This is a genomic window from Clostridium sp. USBA 49 (assembly GCF_900167505.1).
GTDB classification, from domain to species: domain Bacteria; phylum Bacillota; class Clostridia; order Clostridiales; family Clostridiaceae; genus Clostridium_AT; species Clostridium_AT prolinivorans.
Genome location: NZ_FUYD01000005.1, coordinates 74,571 through 100,607, shown reverse-complemented (window position 1 = coordinate 100,607; position 26,037 = coordinate 74,571). Strand labels below are relative to the sequence as shown.

General features: G+C 27.3%; 26 protein-coding genes and 1 riboswitch. Of the genes, 3 read left to right on the top strand and 23 right to left on the bottom strand.

What is annotated here, in order from left to right; genetic code table 11:
• Window positions 1–122 precede the first annotated feature (122 nt).
• From B5D11_RS06755 to B5D11_RS06695, 13 genes are all read right to left on the bottom strand, one after another.
• Window positions 123–311: a ferredoxin gene (locus B5D11_RS06755; protein ID WP_078682288.1), complete on the bottom strand. Its 189-nt coding sequence runs from the start codon at window positions 309–311 to the stop codon at window positions 123–125.
• A gap of 146 nt (window positions 312–457) precedes the next feature.
• Window positions 458–1,300, bottom strand: a complete 843-nt coding sequence (locus B5D11_RS06750) for an Mrp/NBP35 family ATP-binding protein (protein ID WP_078682287.1) — start codon at window positions 1,298–1,300, stop codon at window positions 458–460.
• A 112-nt stretch (window positions 1,301–1,412) separates the two neighbouring features.
• Window positions 1,413–2,597 carry an ABC transporter permease gene (locus B5D11_RS06745; protein WP_078682352.1) on the bottom strand — a complete coding sequence of 395 codons (1,185 nt, stop codon included), beginning with the start codon at window positions 2,595–2,597 and terminating at the stop codon, window positions 1,413–1,415.
• A gap of 49 nt (window positions 2,598–2,646) precedes the next feature.
• Entirely contained in the window at window positions 2,647–3,339 is a 693-nt protein-coding gene (locus tag B5D11_RS06740; protein WP_078682286.1) for an ABC transporter ATP-binding protein, read from the bottom strand.
• On the bottom strand, window positions 3,339–4,607 hold the full coding sequence (locus B5D11_RS06735; RefSeq protein WP_078682285.1) for an efflux RND transporter periplasmic adaptor subunit: 1,269 nt from the start codon (window positions 4,605–4,607) through the stop codon (window positions 3,339–3,341). Before B5D11_RS06735 ends, B5D11_RS06740 begins: the two co-directional genes overlap by 1 nt.
• A 177-nt stretch (window positions 4,608–4,784) precedes the next feature.
• The gene (locus tag B5D11_RS06730; protein WP_078682284.1) at window positions 4,785–5,642 is read right to left on the bottom strand and encodes a hypothetical protein; all 858 of its coding nucleotides are present in this window, start codon (window positions 5,640–5,642) and stop codon (window positions 4,785–4,787) included.
• A 20-nt stretch (window positions 5,643–5,662) separates the two neighbouring features.
• Window positions 5,663–6,433: a prolipoprotein diacylglyceryl transferase gene (locus B5D11_RS06725; RefSeq protein ID WP_078682283.1), complete on the bottom strand. Its 771-nt coding sequence runs from the start codon at window positions 6,431–6,433 to the stop codon at window positions 5,663–5,665.
• Between the two features lie 113 nt (window positions 6,434–6,546).
• Window positions 6,547–7,131, bottom strand: a complete 585-nt coding sequence (locus B5D11_RS06720) for a PsbP-related protein (RefSeq protein ID WP_078682282.1) — start codon at window positions 7,129–7,131, stop codon at window positions 6,547–6,549.
• A 318-nt stretch (window positions 7,132–7,449) separates the two neighbouring features.
• Window positions 7,450–8,820, bottom strand: a complete 1,371-nt coding sequence (locus B5D11_RS06715) for a DUF7922 domain-containing protein (protein ID WP_078682281.1) — start codon at window positions 8,818–8,820, stop codon at window positions 7,450–7,452.
• 459 nt (window positions 8,821–9,279) lie between these two features.
• Complete coding sequence (gene rsmA / locus B5D11_RS06710; RefSeq protein ID WP_078682280.1) at window positions 9,280–10,122, bottom strand: 16S rRNA (adenine(1518)-N(6)/adenine(1519)-N(6))-dimethyltransferase RsmA; 843 nt, start codon at window positions 10,120–10,122, stop codon at window positions 9,280–9,282.
• Window positions 10,122–10,670, bottom strand: coding sequence for a ribonuclease M5 (gene rnmV / locus B5D11_RS06705; protein WP_078682279.1), 549 nt, complete (start codon window positions 10,668–10,670; stop codon window positions 10,122–10,124). The genes rsmA and rnmV overlap by 1 nt, the downstream gene beginning before the upstream one ends.
• Before the next feature lie 345 nt (window positions 10,671–11,015).
• Entirely contained in the window at window positions 11,016–12,098 is a 1,083-nt protein-coding gene (locus B5D11_RS06700; RefSeq protein ID WP_078682278.1) for a 3D domain-containing protein, read from the bottom strand.
• Window positions 12,099–12,379: 281 nt separating this feature from the next.
• The gene (locus tag B5D11_RS06695; protein ID WP_078682277.1) at window positions 12,380–13,156 is read right to left on the bottom strand and encodes a TatD family hydrolase; all 777 of its coding nucleotides are present in this window, start codon (window positions 13,154–13,156) and stop codon (window positions 12,380–12,382) included.
• 223 nt (window positions 13,157–13,379) lie between these two features.
• Here B5D11_RS06695 and B5D11_RS06690 point away from each other — a divergent pair, with 223 nt between their 5' ends.
• Entirely contained in the window at window positions 13,380–13,577 is a 198-nt protein-coding gene (locus B5D11_RS06690) for a cold-shock protein (RefSeq protein ID WP_078682276.1), read from the top strand.
• Window positions 13,578–13,726: 149 nt separating this feature from the next.
• Here the strand turns inward: B5D11_RS06690 and glmM are convergent, their stop codons facing one another.
• The 9 genes from glmM to cdaA form a co-directional block, all read right to left on the bottom strand.
• Window positions 13,727–15,076: a phosphoglucosamine mutase gene (gene glmM / locus B5D11_RS06685; protein ID WP_078682275.1), complete on the bottom strand. Its 1,350-nt coding sequence runs from the start codon at window positions 15,074–15,076 to the stop codon at window positions 13,727–13,729.
• Window positions 15,077–15,179: 103 nt separating this feature from the next.
• On the bottom strand, window positions 15,180–15,755 hold the full coding sequence (locus B5D11_RS06680; protein WP_078682274.1) for a 2-oxoacid:acceptor oxidoreductase family protein: 576 nt from the start codon (window positions 15,753–15,755) through the stop codon (window positions 15,180–15,182).
• Between the two features lie 39 nt (window positions 15,756–15,794).
• Window positions 15,795–16,538 carry a thiamine pyrophosphate-dependent enzyme gene (locus B5D11_RS06675; protein ID WP_078682273.1) on the bottom strand — a complete coding sequence of 248 codons (744 nt, stop codon included), beginning with the start codon at window positions 16,536–16,538 and terminating at the stop codon, window positions 15,795–15,797.
• Window positions 16,522–17,652, bottom strand: a complete 1,131-nt coding sequence (locus B5D11_RS06670; protein WP_078682272.1) for a 3-methyl-2-oxobutanoate dehydrogenase subunit VorB — start codon at window positions 17,650–17,652, stop codon at window positions 16,522–16,524. Before B5D11_RS06670 ends, B5D11_RS06675 begins: the two co-directional genes overlap by 17 nt.
• Before the next feature lie 18 nt (window positions 17,653–17,670).
• Window positions 17,671–17,880, bottom strand: a complete 210-nt coding sequence (locus B5D11_RS06665; protein WP_078682271.1) for a 4Fe-4S binding protein — start codon at window positions 17,878–17,880, stop codon at window positions 17,671–17,673.
• Window positions 17,881–17,897: 17 nt separating this feature from the next.
• Window positions 17,898–18,563 carry an ATP-binding protein gene (locus B5D11_RS06660; RefSeq protein WP_078682270.1) on the bottom strand — a complete coding sequence of 222 codons (666 nt, stop codon included), beginning with the start codon at window positions 18,561–18,563 and terminating at the stop codon, window positions 17,898–17,900.
• 57 nt (window positions 18,564–18,620) lie between these two features.
• Window positions 18,621–20,222, bottom strand: a complete 1,602-nt coding sequence (locus B5D11_RS06655; RefSeq protein WP_078682269.1) for an NAD(P)/FAD-dependent oxidoreductase — start codon at window positions 20,220–20,222, stop codon at window positions 18,621–18,623.
• 3 nt (window positions 20,223–20,225) lie between these two features.
• Complete coding sequence (locus B5D11_RS06650) at window positions 20,226–21,485, bottom strand: CdaR family protein (protein ID WP_078682268.1); 1,260 nt, start codon at window positions 21,483–21,485, stop codon at window positions 20,226–20,228.
• Entirely contained in the window at window positions 21,461–22,288 is an 828-nt protein-coding gene (gene cdaA, locus B5D11_RS06645) for a diadenylate cyclase CdaA (protein ID WP_078682351.1), read from the bottom strand. The genes B5D11_RS06650 and cdaA overlap by 25 nt, the downstream gene beginning before the upstream one ends.
• A gap of 761 nt (window positions 22,289–23,049) precedes the next feature.
• On the opposite strand from cdaA, the gene B5D11_RS06640 reads away from it, so the two are divergent.
• Together B5D11_RS06640 and B5D11_RS06635 are read left to right on the top strand one after the other, a co-directional pair.
• Window positions 23,050–24,054 (top strand): hypothetical protein, encoded by a 1,005-nt coding sequence (locus tag B5D11_RS06640; protein WP_078682267.1) that lies wholly within the window; start codon window positions 23,050–23,052, stop codon window positions 24,052–24,054.
• A gap of 210 nt (window positions 24,055–24,264) precedes the next feature.
• Window positions 24,265–24,387, top strand: a riboswitch (cyclic di-AMP (ydaO/yuaA leader).
• A complete protein-coding gene (locus B5D11_RS06635; protein WP_078682266.1) occupies window positions 24,387–24,914 on the top strand; it encodes a cell wall hydrolase in 528 nt (175 codons plus the stop codon). It overlaps the preceding riboswitch by 1 nt.
• Window positions 24,915–25,138: 224 nt before the next feature.
• Here B5D11_RS06635 and B5D11_RS06630 read toward each other — a convergent pair whose 3' ends face one another.
• Window positions 25,139–26,005, bottom strand: coding sequence for an NAD(P)/FAD-dependent oxidoreductase (locus tag B5D11_RS06630; protein WP_078682265.1), 867 nt, complete (start codon window positions 26,003–26,005; stop codon window positions 25,139–25,141).
• Between the last annotated feature and the right edge of the window lie 32 nt (window positions 26,006–26,037).

The window sequence follows — 26,037 nt, the reverse complement described above, 5'->3', positions numbered from 1 at the left end:
TGAGGCTTTCTTATCAATAACATAATAAAATTTATAAAAAAACTAGTCATTATGCTTTAAAATTAAGTTAATGGCTAGTTTTTTATTTTATTAAGTTATATAACTTTTTAAATAAATAATAATTAAGAAATTGAAATTGCATTTACAGGACAGGATTGTTCAGCTTCTTGTGCAGCCTCAACTGCATCTTCTGGTATTTCACCTGTAATAGCTCCAGCTTTACCATCATCCTCCATTTTAAATACATCTGGGCATAATGATGGACAAAGTTCACAAGATATACAACTTTCTTTATCTACATAAGCTCTCATAGTAAACCTCCTTAAACTTCCTTTGCATTATGAGTTATATATTTCAGTTTTATTTTTCCCTAAACAAAACTAATTATTACAAAACTTTATGACGCTAATTTAGCATATTTTCATTTTAATTTTTAAATAATACTGAAAATTTGTTTTTAACTAAGTTTCATAAAATTTGTAAGTATATCATCATATTCTAAAGTTCTATTTATAAAATCCTCTACTTCTCCAGACTCCATTTTTTCTGCTAAATCTAAATTTATAGGAAGTTCTGCAATTAAAGGTATACCAAGTTCTTTAGCTTGTTCTGAAGCAGATTTTTTACTAAATACTTGAAGTTTTTCACCACAATTATTACATTTTATATAAGACATATTTTCAACTACCCCATAAACTTTAATATTAAGTTTTTCTGCCATAATTACTACTTTCTTAACTATCATAGTTACCATGTCCTGAGGAGTAGCTGTTATAATTACGCCATTTAAAGGAATATTTTGCATTACAGTTAAAGCTAAATCTCCTGTGCCTGGAGGCATATCTATTAAAAGATAATCAAGATCTCCCCACTGTGTATCTCTATACATTTGAGTTAATGCTCCAGTTAAAACAGGTCCTCTCCAAATAACAGGCTGTTCTTCATCTTCTGTAAGTAAGTTTAATGATATTACTTTAATACCTGTATTAGTTTCTACTGGTACAAATATAGGTTCTTCTTCAGTTCTGCCTGAAAGAATTCTTGCTCTTTTTTTGTTTATTCCAAAAAATCTTGGCATAGAAGGACCTGTAATATCTCCATCTAAAACTCCAACCTTATATCCAAGATTTCTAAGTTTTGCAGCTAATATACCAGTTACAGTAGATTTTCCTACTCCACCTTTACCGCTCATAACTCCTATTATATTTTTTATATTTCCATAATTAGGTACAATCATTGAACAAGATTTTTCATTATTTTCGCACTTTCCTTTGCTTGCACAGCTATCACATTTGCTCATAACTTTCCTCCTTGTTTTTTAATCAAATTAATATTTTATTAATTATCATATTTTATTTTCCTAAAGTATTATAACACAACATATTAAATAATTTTGTGATTTAAAACAAATTTTATTCATATCTTAGTGCATCTATAGGATCTAAATTAGCAGCTTTTCTTGCCGGATATATTCCAAAGAAAATACCAACTGCTGAAGAAAATACAATTGCTCCTATTATAACACCTATGGAAAGTGATGGAGTTATATTAGCAAATTTACCAATTATATAGGCTCCTGTTATGCCAGATATCATCCCAATTATTCCACCTATTACTGATATTATTACTGATTCAGTTAAAAACTGTAAAAGTATTGCATTCGTTGTAGCTCCTATAGCCTTTCTTATTCCTATTTCTCTTGTTCTTTCTGTTACAGATACAAGCATTATATTCATAACTCCTATACCTCCTACTAAAAGAGATATAGCTGCAACAGCTCCTATAAAAGCTGTAAAAATTCCTAAAACTTTATTTACCTGGTCTAATTGTTTAAGAGCATTTTCAACTTTATATTTATCCTGTCCTCTATTATTATGTCTGCTTTCTAATACATTTTTTACTCCATTTCCTGCTGCATCACCGCTATCTTTGTTTATTGCCATAAATGTAAGTTTATCAATTAAAAATTCATCAGGATATATATTTCCTACAAAAGTTATTGGAGCATATATAAGAGAAGGCATTTGACTTGTATCAAAAGAAAATCCTCCCATATCCAGTTTATATACACCTATAATAGTAGCTTTTGAAGGAGATATTTTATTACCTATTTTTATGCTTTTTCCAACAACATCAGTATAACCAAAAAGTTCTCTTGCTGAATATTCATCTATAACTATAACTGCTCTTCCTTCTTCATATTCTCTTTCATTAAAAGGTCTGCCATATATTATTTCAACATTTTGTATTGGAAAAAAATCTGTATTTGCCCCTGTTATATTCGCCCTTTTAGTCTTTTTTTCTGATATTGATACACCCATTTTTGATACTACTGGACTTATATATTTAATTGTGTCTACTTTTTCTTTAATCTGTTCTACATCTTTATATGTAATATAGTCGCTTCTTTCAGCTTTAGTAGTATCAACAGAAACATTTATTGTAGAAGATCCTATTTTTTCAAATTCTCCTGTTATTGTATTTTGACCGCCCTGTCCTAAAGATACTATAGTTATAACAGAACTTATTCCTATTATTATACCAAGCATAGTAAGGAAGGAGCGCATTTTATTAGATATTATACTTTCTATTGCCATTTTAAAATTTTCTAATAAGTTTGATAAAGTATTCAAATGCAAAACCTCCTTACAAAATTATCCTATCTTTAACTTCATAATCATCAACAATTTCACCATCTCTAAATCTTACAATTCTCTTTGTATGTTGAGCTATATCTGGTTCATGTGTAACCATTATAATAGTTGCTCCTTCATTGTTTAAATCTTGAAATATCTTCATTATTTCAACTGAAGATTTTGTATCTAAATTACCAGTAGGTTCATCTGCCATTATTACAGCAGGGCTATTTACAATAGCTCTTGCAATAGCTACCCTTTGCTTTTGTCCTCCAGATATTTCATTAGGTTTATGTTTTATTCTATCGCTAAGTCCAACTTTATCAAGAGCTAAAAGAGCTTTTTCTCTTCTTTCTTTTTTGGGTACTCCTGCATAAACCATAGGAAGTTCTACATTTTCAAGTATAGTCATTCTAGGTAGTAAATTAAATGCTTGAAACACAAATCCTATTTCTTTATTTCTTATATAAGCTAATTCTTTATCTGTTAAATTAGATACATTTTGCCCATTTAAAATATAAGTACCGCTATCCATTCTATCAAGGCATCCTAAAATATTCATCATTGTAGATTTACCTGAGCCTGAAGGCCCCATTATAGATGTAAATTCTCCTTTTTCAATTTTAAGATTAATACCTTTTAAGGCAGTAAAATTTATTTCACCTGTTACATATCGTTTAACTACATCTTTTATTTCTAACATTATTTATCATCTCCTGAAGATTCCTTAACAAGAGTTCCATTTTTTATTGTTTCAGAAGGATTTAATATTACCTTTTCGCCTTTATTTAGTCCTTCTAAAACTTGAACTTCCATATCAGATTGAAGTCCTAATTTAACTTCCTTTTCTACAGCTTTATCTCCTTCTATAACATATACAAAAGTTTTATCTTCTTTAGTTGTTTTAATGCTTTCTGCAGGAATTTTAAGAGCATTATCTACTTGACCTAAGAGTATATCTACATCTACATCAAAATCTATTTTTAATTCCTGAGCTTTATCTAAAATATCTATATCTACCCCAAGAGAAGTATCTGTACCTGTTGCAGAAACTGTTTTCTTAGCAGTTGGATCTATAAAAGAAACTTTGCCTTTATATTCTTTATCTCCACTTTTTATTATAGCTTCCTGTCCCTCTTTAATTTTTCCAGCATCATATTTACCAACATACATTACGGCTTTTAAATTTTCTACATCTTGGATAGTTATTGCAGGCTGAGCACTTGCAATAGAAGAAGTTCCTTCTGTAATATTTAAAGAAGTTACTACTCCATCTATATCTGATATTATCTTATCTTGAACTTTTGAAAGATTTTGCTTTGCACTATCTAATGCAACTTTAGCAAGTTCTATAGAATTATCTGCCTGTTTAAATTGTTCATCTGATATAGGTTTTAATGAATCTTTAGTTGCTTTTAACTGTGCCTTTGAAGATTCAACATTTTGTTTTATAACAATAGGATTTTGTGGATTTTTACTATCCAAAAGCAATGCCTTATCTTGAGGACTTCCACTTTCTTGTATGTTTTTTATCTGCTTATCTAATTCAGCTATCTTATTATCTAAATCAGCTATTTGTTTATTTAAATCAGCTATCTTATTTTTAATATCATTATTATTATTTGTTAATATTTTTTTAGACAATACAGCATTGTCGTATTGAATTTGTGCTTGTTTAACAGCAGAATTTAAGTCTTGAGTTTCATATTCTACGAGGACTTGTCCTTTAGTAACTTTATCCCCTAATTTAACGTTTACTTTTTTTACTTTTCCTTGAAGTGGGTAATAATCTTTACTATTTTTTGATTTTATAGTAGCAGTAGTTGAAAGATAGGATTTTATTTCTCCCTGTTCTACAACACTCGTTTTAACACTTACAAAATTTTGTTCGTTCTTTTTAGATAAATTTAAATATAATATCCCTCCTACAATAAATATTATCACAATCGAAATTGTAATCTTTTTCTTCATAAAAATATTCCTCCATATTGTTTATTTAAAAAGTTAATTTGTTTTAATTATTTTATTTTACAAATTAAATATTTATTTTTCTATAAAAATTTTTAAATTTAATATTTATTTAATAAATTATACATAATTAAAAAAGGCGTTTTCAGTAAATTTAACTTGAAATACGCCTTTTTAATATTAGAAAGTATTGGGCTTATTTTCAGAAGTATATACTTTTGTATTCCATCTTCCATCATTATGTTCATCTGCTACTTGGATATAATATTTTTCTTCCTTCTGCTCTTTTTTATCCCAAAATGTAATTTCACACTTATATAGATTTGTTTTATATCCTACTGTTTTTACACTCATTATAATATCGTATTCTTTAGAAGTTTCTCCCGATTTAGGAGAGCTCATAAGTTCAACATTATCTGTTTTAGCTTCTAAATCATTTTTAAATTTTTCTAAATCCATTGAAAGTATAAATTTTGCAGCTTCTACATCACTATATATATTTATACCAATTGACTTACCTTGTGCTTTTTCATTAGAAAATTTAATAACCTGATCTAGAATAGTTCCATAATAAATTTTATTAAATTCTCTAGGCTTTCTAATATTCCAAAAATTTTTAATTATATCATTATCAATTCTTTTAGATACACTATAAATTTTATCCTCACTATAAAGATTCCCTGTATCTTTTTTATCTATACCTGCTATATAATTAAATTTATATACTTTATTTCTTCCTTCTTCCATTTGAAATACATAATCAGGCTCTAAAGCAGATTTGTTTTCTACTGGTTTAGCTTGTGATAGTATATCATAAAGCTCTAAAATAGCCTTTGGGTCTGTAACAACAAACCTAAATCCAGGATCTCTTGTATTTTGAATTATTATTTTTTTAATTTTACCTTGTTTTATATATTCAAAATCATTATTTTTCATACCTAATTTAACTTTAATATTATCAACCTTATCACATCCATAAAACATTGTAGTTAAAAAAATTACTAAAATTAAACTAAGTATTTTTTTTATCTTAATCAAGTTTATTTCTCTCCTTGTTTTTATATATCGTTTTTATTAAAAAACTTTATTTTTATGCTGTCAAAATTATAAATTAAGATACCTAATAAAATTATAAATAAACTAATAAATTGAGAGGTTGAAAATATCCATATACTTCCTCTTGGATCATCTCTTATAAATTCTATAAGAAATCTTCCTATACCATATATTATTAAATATAAAGAAAATACTCTTCCATCTTTTCTTTGTTTTTTACTATACCAAAGTAAAAAAAATGCAAGTAAAAAATCAAAAACAGATGAAAAAATTTGTGTAGGAAGTACATATACATCAGTAGGACCTAATGATCCTTCTTTAAATTTAACTCCTAAAAAACAAGTAGTCTGCTTTCCATAACAACATCCAGCCAAAAAACATCCTATTCTCCCAAAGCCTTGAGCTAGTGAAACACTTGGAATTGCAAGATCAAATATCTTTATAAAGTCCCAGTTCTTTCTTTTACAATAAATGTATACACCAATAGCTCCTCCAATTATAGATCCATATACCACAAATCCGTTACCAAAATCCTTTAATAATGAAGGATTATTTATAATATTTTTTAAATCTGTAATTATATATAAAAGTTTCCCTCCAATTATTCCTAAAATAACCGCTAATATCGCCATATTAAGTATACTGTCTTCATCATAACCTATTTTTTTAGCTCTTTTGTTAAGCAGCAGTACAGCTGATATTATACCTATTGCTATCATAGTTCCATATCCATATATAGGTATACCTAAAATTTCAAATAAGATTGGTCTCAATATTTACTCCCCCTTTAATGTTTTTTATAAAAATAACGAAAAAAGAGAAGCATCAGCTTCTCCTATATGCCTTAAATAAATTATAATACTTTACAAATACTAAATCAATGTATTTAATAATTTTCAAAAGTTTCAACTATGACTTCAAACATTTTTGCCATGTTTTCTTTAAAATTTTTATCTCTTACATAAAAAGCAAATCTAACAAACTTATCTTTATCTTTTAAAAAATATTCATATGCTTTAAAGTTTGCATTCTCAGAAGTTTTCATAGTATATATAACTAAATATCCTTCATGTCCTTTAATATTTATAGGTTCTATACTATATTCAGTATATTGTGCAAATCCAGCACTGGAGTTTTTGCTTTTATCTAAAAAGTTTTTTAAATCTCCCTTCATATTCCATACTTGTACAAATCCATGAATTACTGCATCCTCAGAATTAAAATCATTATGATACAATATTTCGTTCCCATAAAAACTTTGTTTCTGTGTTTTCCATTCTGAAGGAAGTTTATAATTAAATTTTAATTCAGGAACTTCATATTTTAAAAGAGAATTAACACTATTTTGTATTAATACTACATTTTTGAGCCTATTATCAAAATTTTTTTCAAATCCAAATAATATAAGCATAAGACCAATTATTATTATTGTAACCCCAATTCTTTTTCTATTTAATATAATAAATTTCATTATCTTCCTCCAAATAGTTTTACATTTTATAATTTAAAACTTAATTTTATTACTATAAAATAATATTTCTATAATTAAATAGTTTTAAAATTTATAATCTAAAAAATTATTAATATAAAAATTTGATATAAATTTTTTATTTTTGATATGTACCAATTTAAGTAATAATAAAGAATGAAGAATGAAAATTTTAGAAAATTTATATTAATTACTTTACATTCACCCTTCATTCTTATATAGAATAAAGTAAATTCATTAAAAAACTGCCATATAATTTTTGTTTTTTTAACATTTTATTTAAAGGTGATGCAAATGTTATTACTTAATAGGTACTACTATCGTTGAATTTCTAAAATCATAGAACATAAGCCAATAACCATAACTATCTTCTGATTCCTCACCTTCTTTTAAAGGAACCCAAGTTACAAAACCTGATCTTCCTCTAAAAGGTTGATCTTTTCTAGATTTAGTGCCTAAAATTCCATATACTATATATTTCATATTATTATTTTTATCAAGCTTATAACCAAGTATAAAATGTTTAAATTTTTTAATATATTCAAAATAATTTATCATTGGATAATAAGCTATAGTATATTTATTATAATCTTTACAATTTATCATATCTTCCAAAGAATTTACAGGTACTTTATACCATATACATCTTTTTATTTCACTGCATACACCTTCTAATTCTTCAAATCCTTTTGCTGCTTCTATAAAGAAAATACCAGCTTTATCCTTTGGATAATCTTTTTTACTTCCAGCTTTTTCTTTACATTCATTCTTTTTTATTTTTTCTTTTTTCTTGTGTCTGCTTTGCTCAATTTCTTCCTCTTTTTCTTCTTCTATTTCATTAGAAGTTGTTTCAGTTGTTGAAATATTTTTTAAATTTTCTATAGAAATATCTCTTTCTTCTTTTATTTCTTTTTCTCTCTGTCCTTTTGTTTCATCATCTTCTACTGGTTTTTCTTTTATTATTTCTTCATTTATTACATATTCTTCTCTTAATTTTTCTTTATTCTTTTCTTCTTCTATCCTTTCTTCTACTTCCTCTTTTACTGGTTCCTCTTTTATTATATCTTCTTTTCTTAATTCTTCTTTTGCAGCTTTTTCTTCCTTATTCTTTTCTTCCTCTATTTCTTTTTCATATTCTTCAAAAATATTATTTTGCTCTTTATTAATATTTTCTTCTGTTTCTAATTCTAAAGTCTTATTTAAATTAATAACTTCTTTATTTTCTTCATTTTTCCTAAGTTTTTCTTCAATGACTTGGAAATTCTTCCATTCTGGAATTTCAGTACTTGCAAAGCCACTCATAATGGATACTATGTTAGTATTCATAAATTTAACTATGCCTGCTCCAACAATTTTATCTACATTTATGCCGCAATTAGCTACATTATCTGCTTGATATTCGTAAGCTATTTCTGCCCTGCCGTAGTCATCTATGTTCAATTCTCCAAGTTTTATTATTTTCTTTACTTCTTTCTTATCGCATATAAGTATCATGTAGTAAGGGGTACTTTCTTTTTTTAAATTTTGAACATAGTAAGATATCTTGCATTTATCATTCTTAATTTCTAATTTAGCATAACCAGAAGGTGATTTATCAGAGGCCAAGGCATAACCTTTTTCATCTTCTTGTAGTATTATAAAATATCTACTATAACTTCTTTTTTGTGCCAAATTCCGTCCCTCCAAAAAATTTATTCATTACATTATATGAAACCTTTATCAAAAAGTGACCTATTATAAATAAAAATAACCTATACAAAAGTTTTTTACTTTTGTATAGGTTATTAATTTTAAAATTTAATATTATGTTCAGTATAAAAACTAAATATAATGTACTAAAATAATAATCCTATAATTAAATATATTTTATTTAACTAAATAATATTAATATTTTACTAAAATTTTTAATTAAATTTTAAAAGTTTTGTATATATAGTTATCTCACAAAAAATCTTTTTATTAAATATTAAATACTATATACAGGTGTAATAAAAATTTAGAAACGTTATAAAGATTTATGGTACTGGCAATATACATTTAAATATACAGATATAATAAAAATTTAGAAACACTATAAATATATACTGAAAATTAATTTACAGCTTATTGTGAGGTAATCATATCCATACATTAAAAATTTATTAATTCATATATGCTGTTTGATAAATTAGCAAACTCCTGCAAATTTAAAGTTTCACCTCTTCTTTTAGAATCAATGCCTGAATGTTCAAAAGCTTTTTCTAAAATTTTATTATCTAATTTTAAACTTTTCATAGCATTCCAAAGAGTTTTTCTTCTCATATTAAAAGCTTCTCTAACAATTTTAAAAAATAACTTTTCATCTTTAACACAAACTCTATTTTGGGGAAGCTTATCTAATTTAATAACTATAGATTCTACTTTAGGTTGAGGAAAAAAAGAACTAGGCGAAACTTTTCTTATAGTCTTTATATCACAATAATATTGAACCAATATTGAAAGAGCACCATATTCTTTTGTAGAAGGTTTGGCAGCAATCCTTTCTCCTACTTCTTTTTGAATCATAATTGTAATAGATTTAAAATTATAATTTCCATTTAAAAGCTTAGCTATTATAGGTGTAGTAACATAATAAGGAAGATTAGCTACAACTTTAACAGATTTTTCTTCACCTATTATTTCGTTAAAGTCCACTTTTAATGCATCTTTATGAATAATATTAAAATTATCAAACTGCTCTAATTCTTTATTTAAAATTGGTATAAGAGCATCATCTAATTCAATAGCATAAACTTTTTTTGCTCTTTTTAAAAGCTCTTTTGTTAAAGTACCTACTCCAGGTCCAATTTCAATTATAAAATCCTCTTTGTTAACTTCTGCACCTTCAATAATATCGTAAAGTACAGTTTCATCTATTAAAAAATTTTGGCCTAAACTTTTTGTAAATCTAAAACCATATTTTTTTACAATATCTTTAGTATCTAAATTACTCATTATCTCTCTCCTTGTATTCCTATATCTTTACAAGCTTTAATAAATTCTTCACGGGTTATTCCATAGTTATTAAGCCTTGTTATAAATTGATTTGAATTACAATAACCTATGCCTAACCTTTTCCCAAGTGATTCCCTTTTTTCTTTTGATTTATTATCTCCTGTAAGTCCAAAAAATATTAAATCTTCAATACTAAATTCACATCTTTTCCCCTTTATTTCACATTTAGCATCTTCTAGTGCTTTTAAAATAACTTCTGGTGAGGCATTTTCAACTCCTATATCTCCATTTTTAGTACCATCCTTTTGAGTTATATAAGCATGTTTTATGCCTTTAACTCTTTTAGATATTATTCTTCTTATTTTTTCTCCCGCAAAGTCTGGATCAGTAAGGACTATAACTCCTTGTCTTTTTTGTGCCTCTTTAATTCTTTCAATAATTTTAGCATTTATTCCAAAGCCGCCAACAGCTATAATTTCTGCATCTACAGCTCTTTTAACAGCAGTTACATCATCTCTTCCTTCAACAACTATTACTTCTTTAATCATATATTTTCACTATTTACCTCCATTTTGTTTTATCTATTATATTCTGTGGCAAACTTTTTAAAAAGTCAATACATAAAAATATAAGCTTACTAGCCTTATGACTGATTTATGATAATGTTTTAACATATCACAATTTCTGTTAATAGAATGGCTTAATATATAGAATAATCCAAGATACTTATTTTAAATAGATAAAAATATTAAAAAAGCACCAATAAAAGTACTATTAATATTATAAAAATTTTTAAGCTATTTTTAAAAATAGCTGGCAGACGTAAAAATAGGAGTTTAATAACTCCTATTTTTAGATAATAAGTTCAAATCAACTTATTTATTATGTTAATTTTATTCTAGAATATAAACTTTTACATTTCTTCTTCCCCACTGCATACATTCTCTGTTTGTATTGAAAAAAACATCTATCTTTCTTCCCTTAATCGCACCACCAGTATCCTCTGCTATAGCGTATCCATAGCCTTCAATATATAACTTTGTACCATATGGAATTATTCTTGGATCTACAGCTATAGTGCTATAACCATTTGGATCTCTTTTAGCCCTAGTACCTGTTGAAGTTATTCCAAATCCAGAATCTCCAGGATTTTTACCTGTACTTTTAAAATCTGCTGTATATGCAGTACTTTGAACTGTAAATGCAGTTTTTACTCCTTCATTTTCTAGTTTATTAGATGTTTTTTTATTAAGTCCACTTCCACCACGGGAAAAAGCTAAAGATATATTAGGTTCTTTAGTACCTGTAGCGATTATTTTTGGTACTGGTTCTTTTTTTACTTTTTCACTTATTACCTTTCTTTCTACTTCCTTTCCATCTTCATATATAACATTAGTCGTAGTAACCAGTTCTCCTTTTTCTCCTTCTTGAACTATTTTTGTTTTTCCTTTTTCAAAACTTTTATCATTCTTTACTACTGTTGAAAAATCTATTGGTTTAGTTTCTTCTATAACCTTAGATTCAACTCTGGTAACTACTAATTTTAACCCATTGACTATGGGTACATCCTTTGATGGACTAATTTTATCGCTATCTTTTATTATTATTCCTTCTGTTTTTAAAACTTCTTCTACTGTATCTTCTGCAGTTTTAATATTTAAGTTTTGTCCATCTACTGCTATATTAATATTAACAGCTTTTTTAATGTTTATTTTATTATTTTTCTTAAGTACGTTGTCTAAACTTGGCGTTGTCTTATCTTTAGGCCCTAAAACTATATTATTAGATTCTAATGCATCTTTAAAAGTCTTTTTGAAAGTAACTATTTTAGTTTCTTTACCATCTATAGATACAATTACAGTTTTTTTGGCTGTATCTAAACTTATTATACTTCCCATAAGCATTAATAATAAAATAAATATTGTTTTAAAGCCATTTGAAAAACAATTGTTGAAAGTATTTTTCAAATTATTCATTTTTACTACCTCCTTAAAATGAAAGCAAAATTAAGACTTACTTTCATTTATTAGACTGATAAAATGCATAACTATGCATAAGAAAAATATTATATAATTGCGGTTTGATTTATTTATACAGTCTAAAAAGAGGATTTTAAAGTTCAACGCCGTAGTATATCCAAATAATATATAAATATACATTTTTAAGTTGTACATTTAATTATATGCCAATTTATTCATTTTTAATCACCTAAAAAAAAATAAACAGGGCAAACCCTGTTTATTTAAGCTTAATATATTTATTTTTTATCTAATTTCAACATATTTTTAACATTATTAATAGTAATTTGAGATATTTCTTCTTGAGAAATTCCTTTAATTTCTGAAATTTTTTCTATTATATATTTTATATAATCTGATTTATTTCTTTTACCTCTAAAAGGTACAGGAGTCATATAAGGGCAATCTGTTTCAACCAATATTTTATCCATGGGCACTTCTTTTGCTACTTCAACTATTTTTTTAGCATTTTTAAATGTAACTACTCCAGTAAAGCCAATATAATATCCAAGCTTTAAACATTCTTTTGCAAATTCTACACTTCCTGAAAAGCAGTGTATAACTCCAGTAACATCTGGAAACTCTTTTAATATATTTAGTGTATCTTCATGAGCTTCTCTATCGTGTATAACAACAGGAAGTTTCAATTCTTTAGCTAAATTCATTTGAGCTTTAAAAACATATTTTTGTATTTCTCTTTTAGGATTTTCTTCATAATAATAATCAAGTCCAATTTCCCCGATTGCTTTTACCTTTTTACTTAAAGCAAGATTTTTTATTTTTTGTAAAACTTCTTCATTAAATTCATTAGCATGTTCTGGATGAATTCCAACTGCTGCATAGAAAAAATCGTATTTATTTGCTAAATTTATAGAATCCTGTGAACTTTTTAATGATGCGCCACAATTTAAAACCCCTATAACTCCATTTTCTTTTATTTCTTTTATAACATTATCTCTATCTTTATCAAAACTTTCATCATCATAATGGGCATGAGAATCAAAAATTTTTATCATAAGCAATTTAATCTCCTTTTCTATTGTATATTTGATTTTATTTATATATTTTATTTAATATCTTATAAAGTATTATACTCTAATTATTTTATTAATTAAAATATCAAAAATTTAATATTTTGTTCCAAATATTGAATATATTTTAAACAATTAGGCAAAATATATATTAATAGGTATAAAATATATCTATTATAGTTTTATACATTTTTAGGAGGTTTAATTAATGCAAGGAACAGTAAAATGGTTTAACTCACAAAAAGGATTTGGATTTATTACAACAGATGAAGGAAAAGATGTATTCGTTCATTATTCCGGAATTGAATCCAATGGCTTTAAAACTCTTAACGAAGGAGATAAAGTTTCCTTTAACTTAACTCATGGTGCTAAGGGCGATCAAGCAGTAAATGTAAAACAAATCTAATACTTTAAGAAGCAATTAAAAATTTATTTATTAATATATTCATTTTGTAATGCTTATTATATTAATAATGCTTCTATAAAAAAGAAAAGGAACCATCTTTTTTATAAAATTAATTTTATAAAAGACAGTTCCTTTTTGTTATTAAAATTTTATATATTGGCTTTTTCTTCTATTAACTTTGCAAGAGAATGTGCCATTTTATCTATTTCTTCTTGATTTTCTCCTTCAAGCATAACTCTAACTAATGGTTCAGTTCCAGAAGGTCTTATTAAAACTCTTCCAACACCATGAAGTGTTTCTTCTATTTTTTTAATTTCTTTTATTATTTCTTCATCTACTTCATGTATATCTTTTTTATCATTTGGAACTTTTGCATTAACAAGTACCTGTGGAAGTTCTTTCATAATAGATGCAAGTTCTGAAAGATTTTTGCAGCTTTTTTTAACTATAGAAGTTAATTGAAGCCCTGTTAAAATTCCATCTCCTGTTGTATTATGTTCTAAAAATATAACATGTCCAGATTGTTCTCCTCCGAGCACATAGCCTTCATTTACCATCTCTTCTAAAACATATCTATCTCCAACTTTAGTCTTAACTGTATTAATACCTTCTTTATTTAATGCAATATCAAGGCCTAAATTACTCATAACAGTTACAACAACTACATTTTTATTGAGTTTTCCTTGCTCTTTTAAATACTTTCCACAGATAGCCATAATAAAATCTCCATTAATTAAATTGCCTTTTTCATCAACAGCAAGGCATCTATCTGCATCTCCATCAAAAGCAAGACCTAAATTACATCCTTTTTTAACTACATATTCCATAAGTTCTTCTGGATGCGTAGAACCACAATTTTTATTTATATTTACACCATCTGGATCATTATTTATAACAACAACTTCTGCACCTAAACTTCTAAAAGTTTCAACAGCTGCTTCATAAGAAGCTCCATTAGCACAATCTAATGCTATTTTCATTCCTTTAAAATCTACATCAATTGTAGATTTTAAAAAGTCTATGTAATCTTCAAGTGCTGAGTCTTCTATAATCTTTCTTCCTAAATCTCCACCTATAGGCGAAGGTACTCCTTCAAAGTTATTTTCTATTACGCTTTGAATTTTATCTTCTAATTCATCTGAAAGCTTATATCCTTTATTATTAAAAAATTTAATACCATTATATTCTACTGGATTATGTGAAGCTGATATTACAACTCCTGCATCTAACCCATATTTTCTTGTAAGGTATGCTACAGCTGGTGTTGGTATAACTCCAACGCATACAGCCTCTGCTCCAACAGAAAGTATTCCTGCAACTAATGCAGATTCTAACATATGACCTGAAATTCTAGTATCCATTCCAACTAATATTTTAGGTTTATGAGCTCCTTCTGTAAGAACGTAAGCACCAGCTCTTCCAAGATTATATGCAAGCTGTGCAGTAAGCTCGCTGTTTGCAATTCCTCTAACTCCATCAGTTCCAAACATTCTACCCATATCTTCTTACCTCTCTTTATATTTCTTACGCATACACACAGAACAATTATATATTATATAGCAATTTATTACAATGGAAAAAAGAGGTAAGACTTCCTGTGTATTATTTAATAACAGTATTAATTTTTTCTTTAGTGTGCTTTATAATTTTAGATGCATACTCTGCACCTTTTTCTAATGCTTTTTTATTGGCTTCATAAAATTTTTCTTTGCCATGCTCTTTAAGTGATTTTAAAATAGTTTCCATAGATACTATTTTTGTTTTACTAATTAATGCTCCTAAAAGCACCATATTTGCTATAGTTTTACTCCCAATTTCTTCTGCTATAGTTTGAGCTGGTATACTTATTATTTCTATGTCCTCTCTATTTGAGGTTCTATTTATTAAATCGCTATCTATAATTAACAAACCATTAGGTTTTACAGAATTTTCAAATTTATCTAAAGAAGGTATATTCATAACAACAAGAGTTGAAGCTTCGTTTACAATTGGAGAATCTATTGCTTTATCTGTAAGTATTACAGAACAATTAGCAGTTCCTCCTCTCATTTCTGGTCCATATGAAGGAAGCCATGAAACATTAAGTCCCGACTCCATACCTGCATAAGCTAAAAATTTTCCCATAGATAAAATTCCTTGTCCTCCAAAGCCTGCAAATAATATTTCTTGTGATGACATTATTTCATCCCCTTTTTTATTTATTCCTTACTTTACTAATTATTTAGAAACAGTATCTTTTTTAACACCAAGCGGATAATATGGTATCATGTTTTCTCTAAGCCAATTAAAAGATTCTTGTGTAGACATACCCCAATTTGTAGGACAAATTGATAGTACTTCTATTAATGAAAACCCTAGTCCTTTTATTTGATTTTCAAAAGCTTTTTTTATAGCTTTTTTAGCTTTTGTAATATTAGGAATACTATCTACTGATACTCTTTCAATATAGCAAACCCCATCTAACGTAGAAAGCATTTCCGAAACCCTTATAGGATATCCTGCTGTTTTAACATCTCTCCCATAAGGTGATGTTTCTGTTACCTGTCCTGGAAGAGTAGTTGGAGCCATTTGTCCGCCTGTCATTCCATATATGCAGTTATTTACAAATATAGTTGTTATATTTTCTCCTCGTGCTGCTGCATGAACAATTTCTGCTGTTCCTATAGCTGCTAAATCTCCATCTCCCTGATAAGTAAATACAACGCTATCTTTATTAGCTCTTTTTATACCTGTAGCTACTGCAGGTGCCCTTCCATGAGCTGCTTCAAACATATCACAAGCAAAATAATTATAAGCTAAAACAGAACATCCTACTGGAGCTACACCTATTGTTTTATCTAGAATATCAAGTTCATCTATAACTTCTGCTATAAGTCTATGAATTATTCCATGGGTGCATCCAGGACAGTAATGAGTTGGTACATCTAAAAGAGCTTTTGGAGCTTCAAATACAACTGCCATTATTTTCTCCTCCTTTAGTTAAATTATGAATTTTGTTATTATCTTTTTTATTTAACTCTATTATTTCTTTAATTTTATTTAAAATTTCTACGGGACTAGGAACCATACCTCCAGTTCTACCATAAAAATAAACTTTATTTCTCCCATTTACAGAAAGCTTTACATCTTCTACCATTTGTCCTAAACTCATTTCTACTGAAATATATCCAAATTTTGTTTTATTTATTGTCTTGTCAAAAGCTTCTTCTGGGAAAGGCCATAATGTTATAGGTCTTATAAGACCTAGATTAATTCCATTTTTCTTAGCCATTTCAATAACGTTTTTGCATATTCTTGAAACAGTACCGTATGCAACCATAATTAAATCACATTCTTTTTCACAATTATATAGTTCATACTTAGTTTCTTTTTCCCTTATTTCATTAAATTTAGCTTCAAGCTTTAAGTTATGTCTTTCTAATTCTTCTGGATCTAAATATAAAGAATTTATAACATTATGTTTTTTTCTTCCTTTAAGGCCATTAGCTGCCCAATCTTTATTTTTAATTTCTCTTTTATTTCTTTCTTTAAATTCTACTGGTTCCATCATTTGTCCAAGCATTCCATCTCCCATAATCATACAAGGAGTCCTATATATATCAGCTACATCAAAAGCTTCTTGAACTAAATCTACCATTTCTTGAACAGAAGCAGGTGCGTAAACTGGCATATGGAAGTCTCCATGAGCTCCTCCTTTAGTAGCTTGAAAATAATCTGACTGTGCTGGTTGTATACCTCCAAGGCCTGGACCTCCTCTTACTATATTTACAATAACACAAGGAAGCTCAGCTCCAGCTATATAAGATATTCCTTCTGATTTTAAGCTGATTCCAGGACTTGAAGAAGAAGTTAAAACTCTAACCCCACTTCCTGCTGCTCCATATACCATATTTATAGCTGAAATCTCACTTTCAGCTTGAAGGAAAGTTCTTCCAAGTTTAGGCATCATTTTGGACATATACGCTGCAAGCTCCGTTTGAGGAGTTATTGGATATCCAAAAAAACATTGACAATTAGCTCTAATAGCAGCTTCTCCTATGGCTTCATTGCCTTTTATTAATACTTTTTCTCCCATATAAAATCCTCCTAACGCTTATTTTATAACAGTTATTACACAATCAGGACACATTTTTGCACAAGAAGCACAGCCTATGCATTTATCCATATTTTCTTCGCTTACTCCAGCAGGATGATATCCACCAAGATTTAACTTATCTCTAAAACTTATAATAGTTTTAGGGCATACATTTATGCAATTCCCACAACCTTTGCATCTTTCTTCTCTAAAAATAACTCTCGCCATAAAATTCCCTCCTGTTTTTATCTCCAAGGTGGTTTCATATAAATATCTATTGGAAAAATTTTACCACTAACTTTATTTTCGATTTTTTCTTTTAAATCCCTCCTGCAAACTGTATATTTATAAGGAATTTTTAGTTTTTTAGATAAATTTAAAACTTCTTTATCTCCTTTTAATATATCTTCTGCCGTAGTTTCATAAGATAAATTAGTATTTGATATTAAATGTGTAACTTTTAACCTTGAAGAATTTTCTATGCTTTTTAAATATTCTTCTGTTTCTTCTAAATTTGAAGTTTGAGGTCTATTATTATTAACCACAAAATACATTTCATAAGGCTCTTCTTTAAAAAATCTATTGTATTGCCCAAGTACTATAGCTCCTGCATCGTCTCCACCTATATCCATAACAACTTCAAAAGATTTATCATTAAATATAGAAATAAGGTCTGGAGGCACTACAGCAAGCTCTGCATTAGAATAATGCGGATTTGATGATATCACCTTAATTCCATATTTTTCTTTTAGATATCCACTTATATCTCTTACACAAAAATATGGATTAACTATATCAATATCTGCTAGAACAGTTTTTTTGTTCTTTTTTGCAAGATTTATTGCATAATTTATAGCTATCTCTGTTTTCCCACTTCCAAAATGTCCTGTAAAAATTCTTATTCTTGCCATTTAATCCTTCCCTTCTTTTTCATTATACTACTATTTGTTTTTAAATGCTAAAAATTATTAGTTAAATGGTGCCCATTCTTTCATAATTATCTCTGCTACTCTTAATCCATCAGCAGCAGCTGACATTATACCTCCTGCATATCCTGCTCCCTCTCCTGTTGGATATAAACCTTTTAAAGATATACTTTGAAAATTTTCTCCTCTTTGAATTCTTATAGGTGCAGAAGTTCTAGTTTCTATACCTGTAAGAACGGCATCATTGTGAGCAAAACCTTTTATTTTTTTATCAAAATTTATTAAACCATCTTTTAAAGATTCTATAACAAAACTTGGAAGACACTCTCTTAAATCTTTAAACTCATATCCTGGTTTGTAAGTTGGAACTACGCTTTTTATACATTTACTTACTCTGTCATTAAAAAAATCCCCTACAAGCTGAATTGGAGCTTTATATCCCCCTCCTCCTGCATTATATGCTAAAGATTCATAATATCTTTGAAATTCCATACCTTTTAAAGGATTAGTACCTTTAAAGTCATCAGGACTAACTGCAACTACTAATGCAGAGTTTGCATTAATTTTATCTCTTTTGTAATAACTCATTCCATTAGTTACAAGCCTTCCTTCTTCAGAAGCTGCAGCTACAACTTCCCCTCCCGGACACATACAAAAACTATATACTGCTCTTTTAGTCTTTTCACTTATATGTGTGAGTTTATAATCTGCAGCCTTAAGTCTTTTATGTCCAGCAAATTTTCCATATTGGCTTTCATCTATTAAACTTTGCAAATGTTCTATTCTAACTCCAATAGCAAAAGGCTTTGGAGTTAAATCTATTCCTCTTTTATAGAGCATTTCATAAGTATCTCTTGAACTATGTCCTATAGCTAAAATTAAATTTGTACAAGGTAATGTTTCTCCATTTACTACTATTTTTACTAGTTTACCATCTTTAATAATCAAATCCTCTAAAGTACTATTAAATCTTATTTCTCCTCCAAAACTAATTATTTCTTTTCTTATATTTTTAACTACATCTTTTAAAATATCTGTTCCTACATGAGGTTTACCGCTATACATTATTTCTTTTGGAGCTCCATATTTTACGAAAGTTTCTAAAATATAGCTGCATCTAGGATCCTTTATTCTTGTTGTAAGTTTCCCATCAGAAAAAGTTCCTGCTCCTCCTTCTCCAAACTGAACATTAGAATTAATATCTAATTTACCAGTATTCCAAAAATTTTCTACACTTTTAGTTCTTTCATCTACATTTTGGCCTCTTTCAATAATTATGGGTCTATAACCATTTCTAGCCATTAAAAGACCGGCAAACATTCCTGCCGGTCCCATTCCAACAATTATTGGTCTTTCCTTAAGTTTTTTAGTACCAAGTGGAAATGTGCTTATGTGTTCGTTATTTTCAAATTTAACATCTTTATCATTAAGTTTTTTAACTAATTTTTCTTCATTATCTGTTTCTACCTCTAAAGTATAATTAAATTTAATGTTATCTTTCCTTCTTGCATCTATAGACTCCCTTAATATTTTATAATTTTTAATAGAATCTTTAGATATTTTAAGTTTTTTGGCTGCTTTATCTTTTAATAAATCTATTTCTTCATCTATATTTAATATTATATTGTTAAGTCTTATAGACATATCCTATTGTCCTCCCTGAATTGGTGTTGTATTTACATTTTGTGATGGATCATTAACTGTCTGAGTTTCTTTTTTCTTTAAAACAACCTTTATAGTTTCTGGATTTACAGTTATATTAGAAAGATCATATGGTATTGAAGTATTTACTTTTATACTATATTCTCCTTCAGAATTTAACGAACTTAAATCTATAAAACAATTAATATTTTCATTATTGATTTTATCTATTACGCTCTCTAATCCTAATACAGTAATATTAGCTTTTACACTGCTTAAAGATGCTGTAAAATTATCATTCAAATTTTTTATAGATATATCCTTTGTAAGTGTTTTGCTTTCTACTTTTTCAACTATAGCTTTCACTTTAATAATATTATCGTTATTTAATAAAATTACTCCTTCTTTAGGTATTATTTTAACTGGTATTTCTTCGCTTGAAGTTATAGAACTTAAGTCTATAGGTTCTGTTTCAATATATGTTATATTATTTGTATCATTTTTTAAAACTACTTCTATTTTATCAGGTACAGCAGTTAAAGATTTTAAATGTATATCTTTCTTTAGAGTTCCTTTAGTATTAATTTTTACAGGAAGAGTTTTAGTCTCTTTTATAGGTATTTTAACTTCTACAACATTTATATTTAAATTTACATTTTCTACTTCTTTACCTGAATCATCCACAGCTTTAAGAGGCAATCTTAAATTTAAATCTTTATCTAAGTTTTCAATATTTTTACTAGCTTCAGCTCTTACAACTTTATTAACATATCTTGCTGCTCCACTTACAGATACTTCTGTTGGACTAATACTCTCTTCTAAAGCATAAAACCCCTCTTTTAATTTTCCCTCTATATTAAACTTTACAGGTACAGTTTTTTCAACATAATCATCAAATTCAACTTTTATATAATAAGAGCCACTATTTAACACAGTTACATTTACCGGCTGTCTTTCTATTATTACTGGAATTCTAATTTCGCCTTTTGAAAGAGCATACATGCTCATATCTGCTACTACCTTAAATTGATCTTTATTAAGTTCTATATCTGAAGGAGTACCTTTAACATTTAAAGTTACCATAAATTTTTGCCCTGGTAAAATAGCAAGTTTTCTTTCTGTTACCGATTGAACATTTACTAGATCTACTGGTACTGTAACAGTTCTTGTAACAGCATAATCTCCAACATTAACTATGTAAAGCCACAAAGAAAAGGCTGCTATTACACAGCATATTTTTATTAGCCACGTATTTTTTTGCTCCATAATACCATCCTTTCCTTAACAGTCAGCTTTTTGTTTTGTTTAGCTTTAAGTATTCTTATAAGTATATCTTTAAGTCTTTCTTTAGTGTAATTTCTTGTAAGTTTCCCATTAACAGCCAAAGAAATTGTCCCTGTTTCCTCTGAAACAATTATAGTTAAAGCATCTGAAACTTCAGATACTCCTATTCCTGCTCTATGTCTAGTACCTAACAATTTGCTTATATTTTCATTATTTGTAAGGGGAAGAAAACAACCTGCAGCTACTATTCTATCATTTCTAATAATTGTTGCACCATCATGAAGAGGTGTATTAACTACAAATATATTTTCAAGAAGTGCAGCAGAAACTAATGCATCTAATTTTGTTCCAGTATTAATAACTTCTGCAAGACCTGTTCTATTTTCAATAACAATAAGTGCTCCCGTTTTAGATTTAGATAAATTTTCAACGGCTTCACCAACTTCATTAATTACTCTTTCCATTACTTCATCATCATCTAAAAGATGTTTTTCAGTAAAAGTACTTCTTCCTATATGTTCTAATGCTCTTCTTATTTCTGGCTGAAATATTATTATAATTGTAAGAATACCTATTGTTATTGTTTTATTTAAAATCCAGCCTAACATTGTAAGTTTAAGAATTGAACTTATAGGTATAAGCAAAAGAATTAAAAGTATTCCCTTTAAAAGCTGTTCAGCTCTTGTTTCTCTTATAAGCATATATGCTTTATAAAAAATATATGATACCACAATAATATCCAGTATAGAAAACACGCTTATAGTTTTTATACTGTTTAATAACATTTTAAAGAATTCTTCCAAAATTCCCCCTCCTTTGTTGTATATTTTTGCTACTTCTATTTATATACAATTATACACCAACACATCCTTTTATAGTATAAAATTATTGCTAATTTTTTTAACTTTAATCAACTTATGTTCATAATATTTAAATTCTGTATAAATTTTAAAGTTTGGTGTTTAGTCTATGTTTAGTCTAGTAAAATAATAATCCTCTCTGGTCAGGCAAAAGATATTCCCTGCTCGGATTATTATTTACTAGACTAATATTTAAAGTTTAGTGTTAATATCTAGTAAAATAATAATCTTCTCTGGTCAAGCAAAAGATATTCCCTGCTCGGATTATTATTTTACTAGACTAATATTTAAAGTTTAGTGTTAATATCTAGTAAAATAATAATTCTCTCTGGTCAGGCAAAAGATATTCCCTGCTCGGATTATTATTTTACTAGACTAATATTTAAAGTTTAGTGTTAATATCTAGTAAAATAATAATTCTCTCTGGTCAGGCAAAAGATATTCCCTGCTCGGATTATTATTTTACTAGACTAATATTTAAAGTTTAGTGTTAATATCTAGTAAAATAATAATCTTCTCTAGTCAGGCAAAAGACATTCCCTGCTGGGATTATTATTTTACTAGATTGTATCTAATTTTTATGTTTTATATATAATAAAAGTAATTTTTAAGATTATAATGGAATATTTATATATAAGTACAAATGATAGTAAAATAAGTTTACATTTAAAGGGTTGGTGATAATTTTGGAAAATAAAAAAATCAAGAAAAATAAATTATTTATTTTTGAAATTTTAGTTTTTATAATTTTAATTGGAGTAATTTTTTATGAAACATATTTTATATTTATAAATAATTCTTCAAGTTCTTATGAAAAAAACATTAAAAACAATATAAAAGAATTAAACATTATAAATGATGAAATGGGGAAATACAATTTAGGGCAAGCACTTAATGCAAAAAAACTTGAAAATTTAAGGGAGAGTATGCCTCAATATGTTGAAAAACTTAATAATATTAAAAATAATTTTGATAAGATGGTTCCAGAAGAAAAGTATAAATCAGACCATACTAATTTAATGAATGGTTTAGAAAAAAATATACTTATATTTAGACAAGCTGAAGCTATATTGAAAGATCCTGAAGGAAAAGATGTAAATGTAGCTGCAGATAATTTGAAAAAGTATCGTGATGATTGTTTAAATTATTATTCAAAAATAAATTCAAAAAAAATGAAAGTTTCTTTATCCTCAAATTGTATAAATTTTATTAATAACACTTTAAATTATGCAAACACTATGGCTAGAATTACAAAAGATAAAGAAATATCTTTAAATCAAAATATTGAATTTATAAACAATATGGATCTAATTATATCTAAATTTTCCTCTATAAAAATAGATTTTTCTCCCCAGTTATTAGATGAAAATAAAGATTTAAATAACATTATTTCTATTGCATCTAATAAAAGTGATGAACTTTATATTTTAAAACAAGATTTTTCAAATATAAGTATTCCGCCTAAAGCATTAGAAACATATAAACTTTTAAATGAAGTTATTGAAAATTATGAAACTTATCTTCAAAAATTTATAGATTTAAAGCAAAATCAGGATGAATCAATATCTAATCCTTCTTCTCAATTTATTAATAATCTTTATAAAGACAGTAATTCTTTATTTAATACAGTAGAAACAAATTATAATAAATTTTTAAAATCTTACAATGAATTTAAAAATTCGAATCTCTAGTAAAATAATAATCTAAGCAGAAAATATCTTTTATCTAACCAGTGAGGATTATTATTTTACTAGATACTACCACTAAAAATTATATTTTAAATAATCTTTAACATATAATTTCTCTATTAATTTGCATACTAAAAATATTACTTGGCATACTATAAAAATAGTATGCTGATTTTTTTAAACAATTTTGTATTATTTTTTAAAACTGTGGAATAATAATCCTAGCCTAAGTTTTAAAAACGCGGGGAAACCACTTTTTTGGGGTGAATCGTTTTTCGTAGGTTATGCCTTTACCGAACCCGTCAGCTAACCCCGTAGGTAAAAGGAGGAAAATAATGAAAAAAACTATTTTTATATTATTTCTTATTTGTGTTATTTTAACTATTCCTTGGTCTAAAGTTAGTGCAAAAGATGAAATGGAATGCGATCTATACAAAGAAGAAATAAATACTGTTCAAGTTTTTAATCTATCTGAAAATAAAACTATAAATATAACTGAAGATGATTTATATCTTATGGCTCAAGTAGTATATGCAGAAAGCTGCTCAGAACCTTATGAAGGAAAAGTTGCTGTGGCTTCAGTTATATTAAACAGGGTTAAAAGCACAGGTTTTCCTAAATCTATAGAAGGCGTCATAAAACAAAAAAATGCTTTTTCTTGTATTAGAAATGGCAAAATAAATGTTATACCTGATGAGGCAAGTTATAAGGCAGTTTTAGACGCACTAAAAGGCATCGATCCAACTAATAATGCACATTTTTTTTATAATCCTAAAATATCAACTTCAAAATGGATGGATCAAGTAAGTAAAGTTAATATTAAACCTATAGGCAATCATGTTTTTTTTGCCGTAAATAAATAGTAACATTAAAAACTTTCGCAAAATAAATTATTCATATCTATGTATTAAAAAAACATATCTATATATTAAATTAAAGTAAATGACATATGTGTAATGAACATTTAGTAAAGTCATTTAATAAAATATAGAATTTCTTTACTAAAGAATAGCCGCAAATTAAGTGCTTTCTCTTTGTTTAAACATTAAAGTTTAATTAAAGCACTTAACTTGCGGCTATTTTTATTTTAAAGTTTCTTTAAAGAGTCAATATAAGCTACTGCATTTAAAGCTGCTACTTGACCTTCTCCAGCAGCCTTCATGTATTGGTATGGTCTGCCAACACAATCTCCAGCAGCATAACACCCTTTTATATTTGTTTCCATATTTCTATTTACTTTTATATGAGAGTTTTCTATAAGAAGTCCAGGTACTAACTGCCCTGGAGGTACACTATCTTTTAAAATAAATATTCCATCTGTTTCTATTTCTCTATTGTTTAAAATTAACTTTGATACAAAATTATTACCTTTAATTTCTATAGGTTTACCATTTAATAATTCAATTTTTTCTTTAAGCTTATATTCTCCTTTATACATTGGAAGATAATAAGTTTTAGACGCAAGTTCACTTACATAATTTGCATCTTCTTCACCTTCATTGTTATATCCTATAATTGTGACTATTTTACCTTTATAAAGCGGTGCATCACAAGTAGCACAATACCCTACACCTTTTCCTAAAAATTCTTCTTCACCTTTAATAGATTTTGTATACTCTACACCTGTGGCTAAAATTAAGGCAGTAGACTCATATACTTTTTCATTTACCATCAAGGTAAAATAGTCTCCCATAGAATAAACAGCATTTATTCTTTCATAAGTTATATTAATATTCATTTTATCAAGATGTTTTTCAAATTCTTTTTTTAAAATTTCACCTGATATTTCTGGAAAGCCTAAATAATTATTTATTTTAGGTGCTTTATAAAGCTTTGCACTTAAATTTTTGCTTCCAAATATTATTATATTTTTATTTCTTATTTTAGCATTAATTGCAGCTGATATACCAGCTGGTCCACTGCCTACTATAGCTATATCATATCTATCAGCCACGTGATCCACCTCATTTGTATTAAAATATGCTT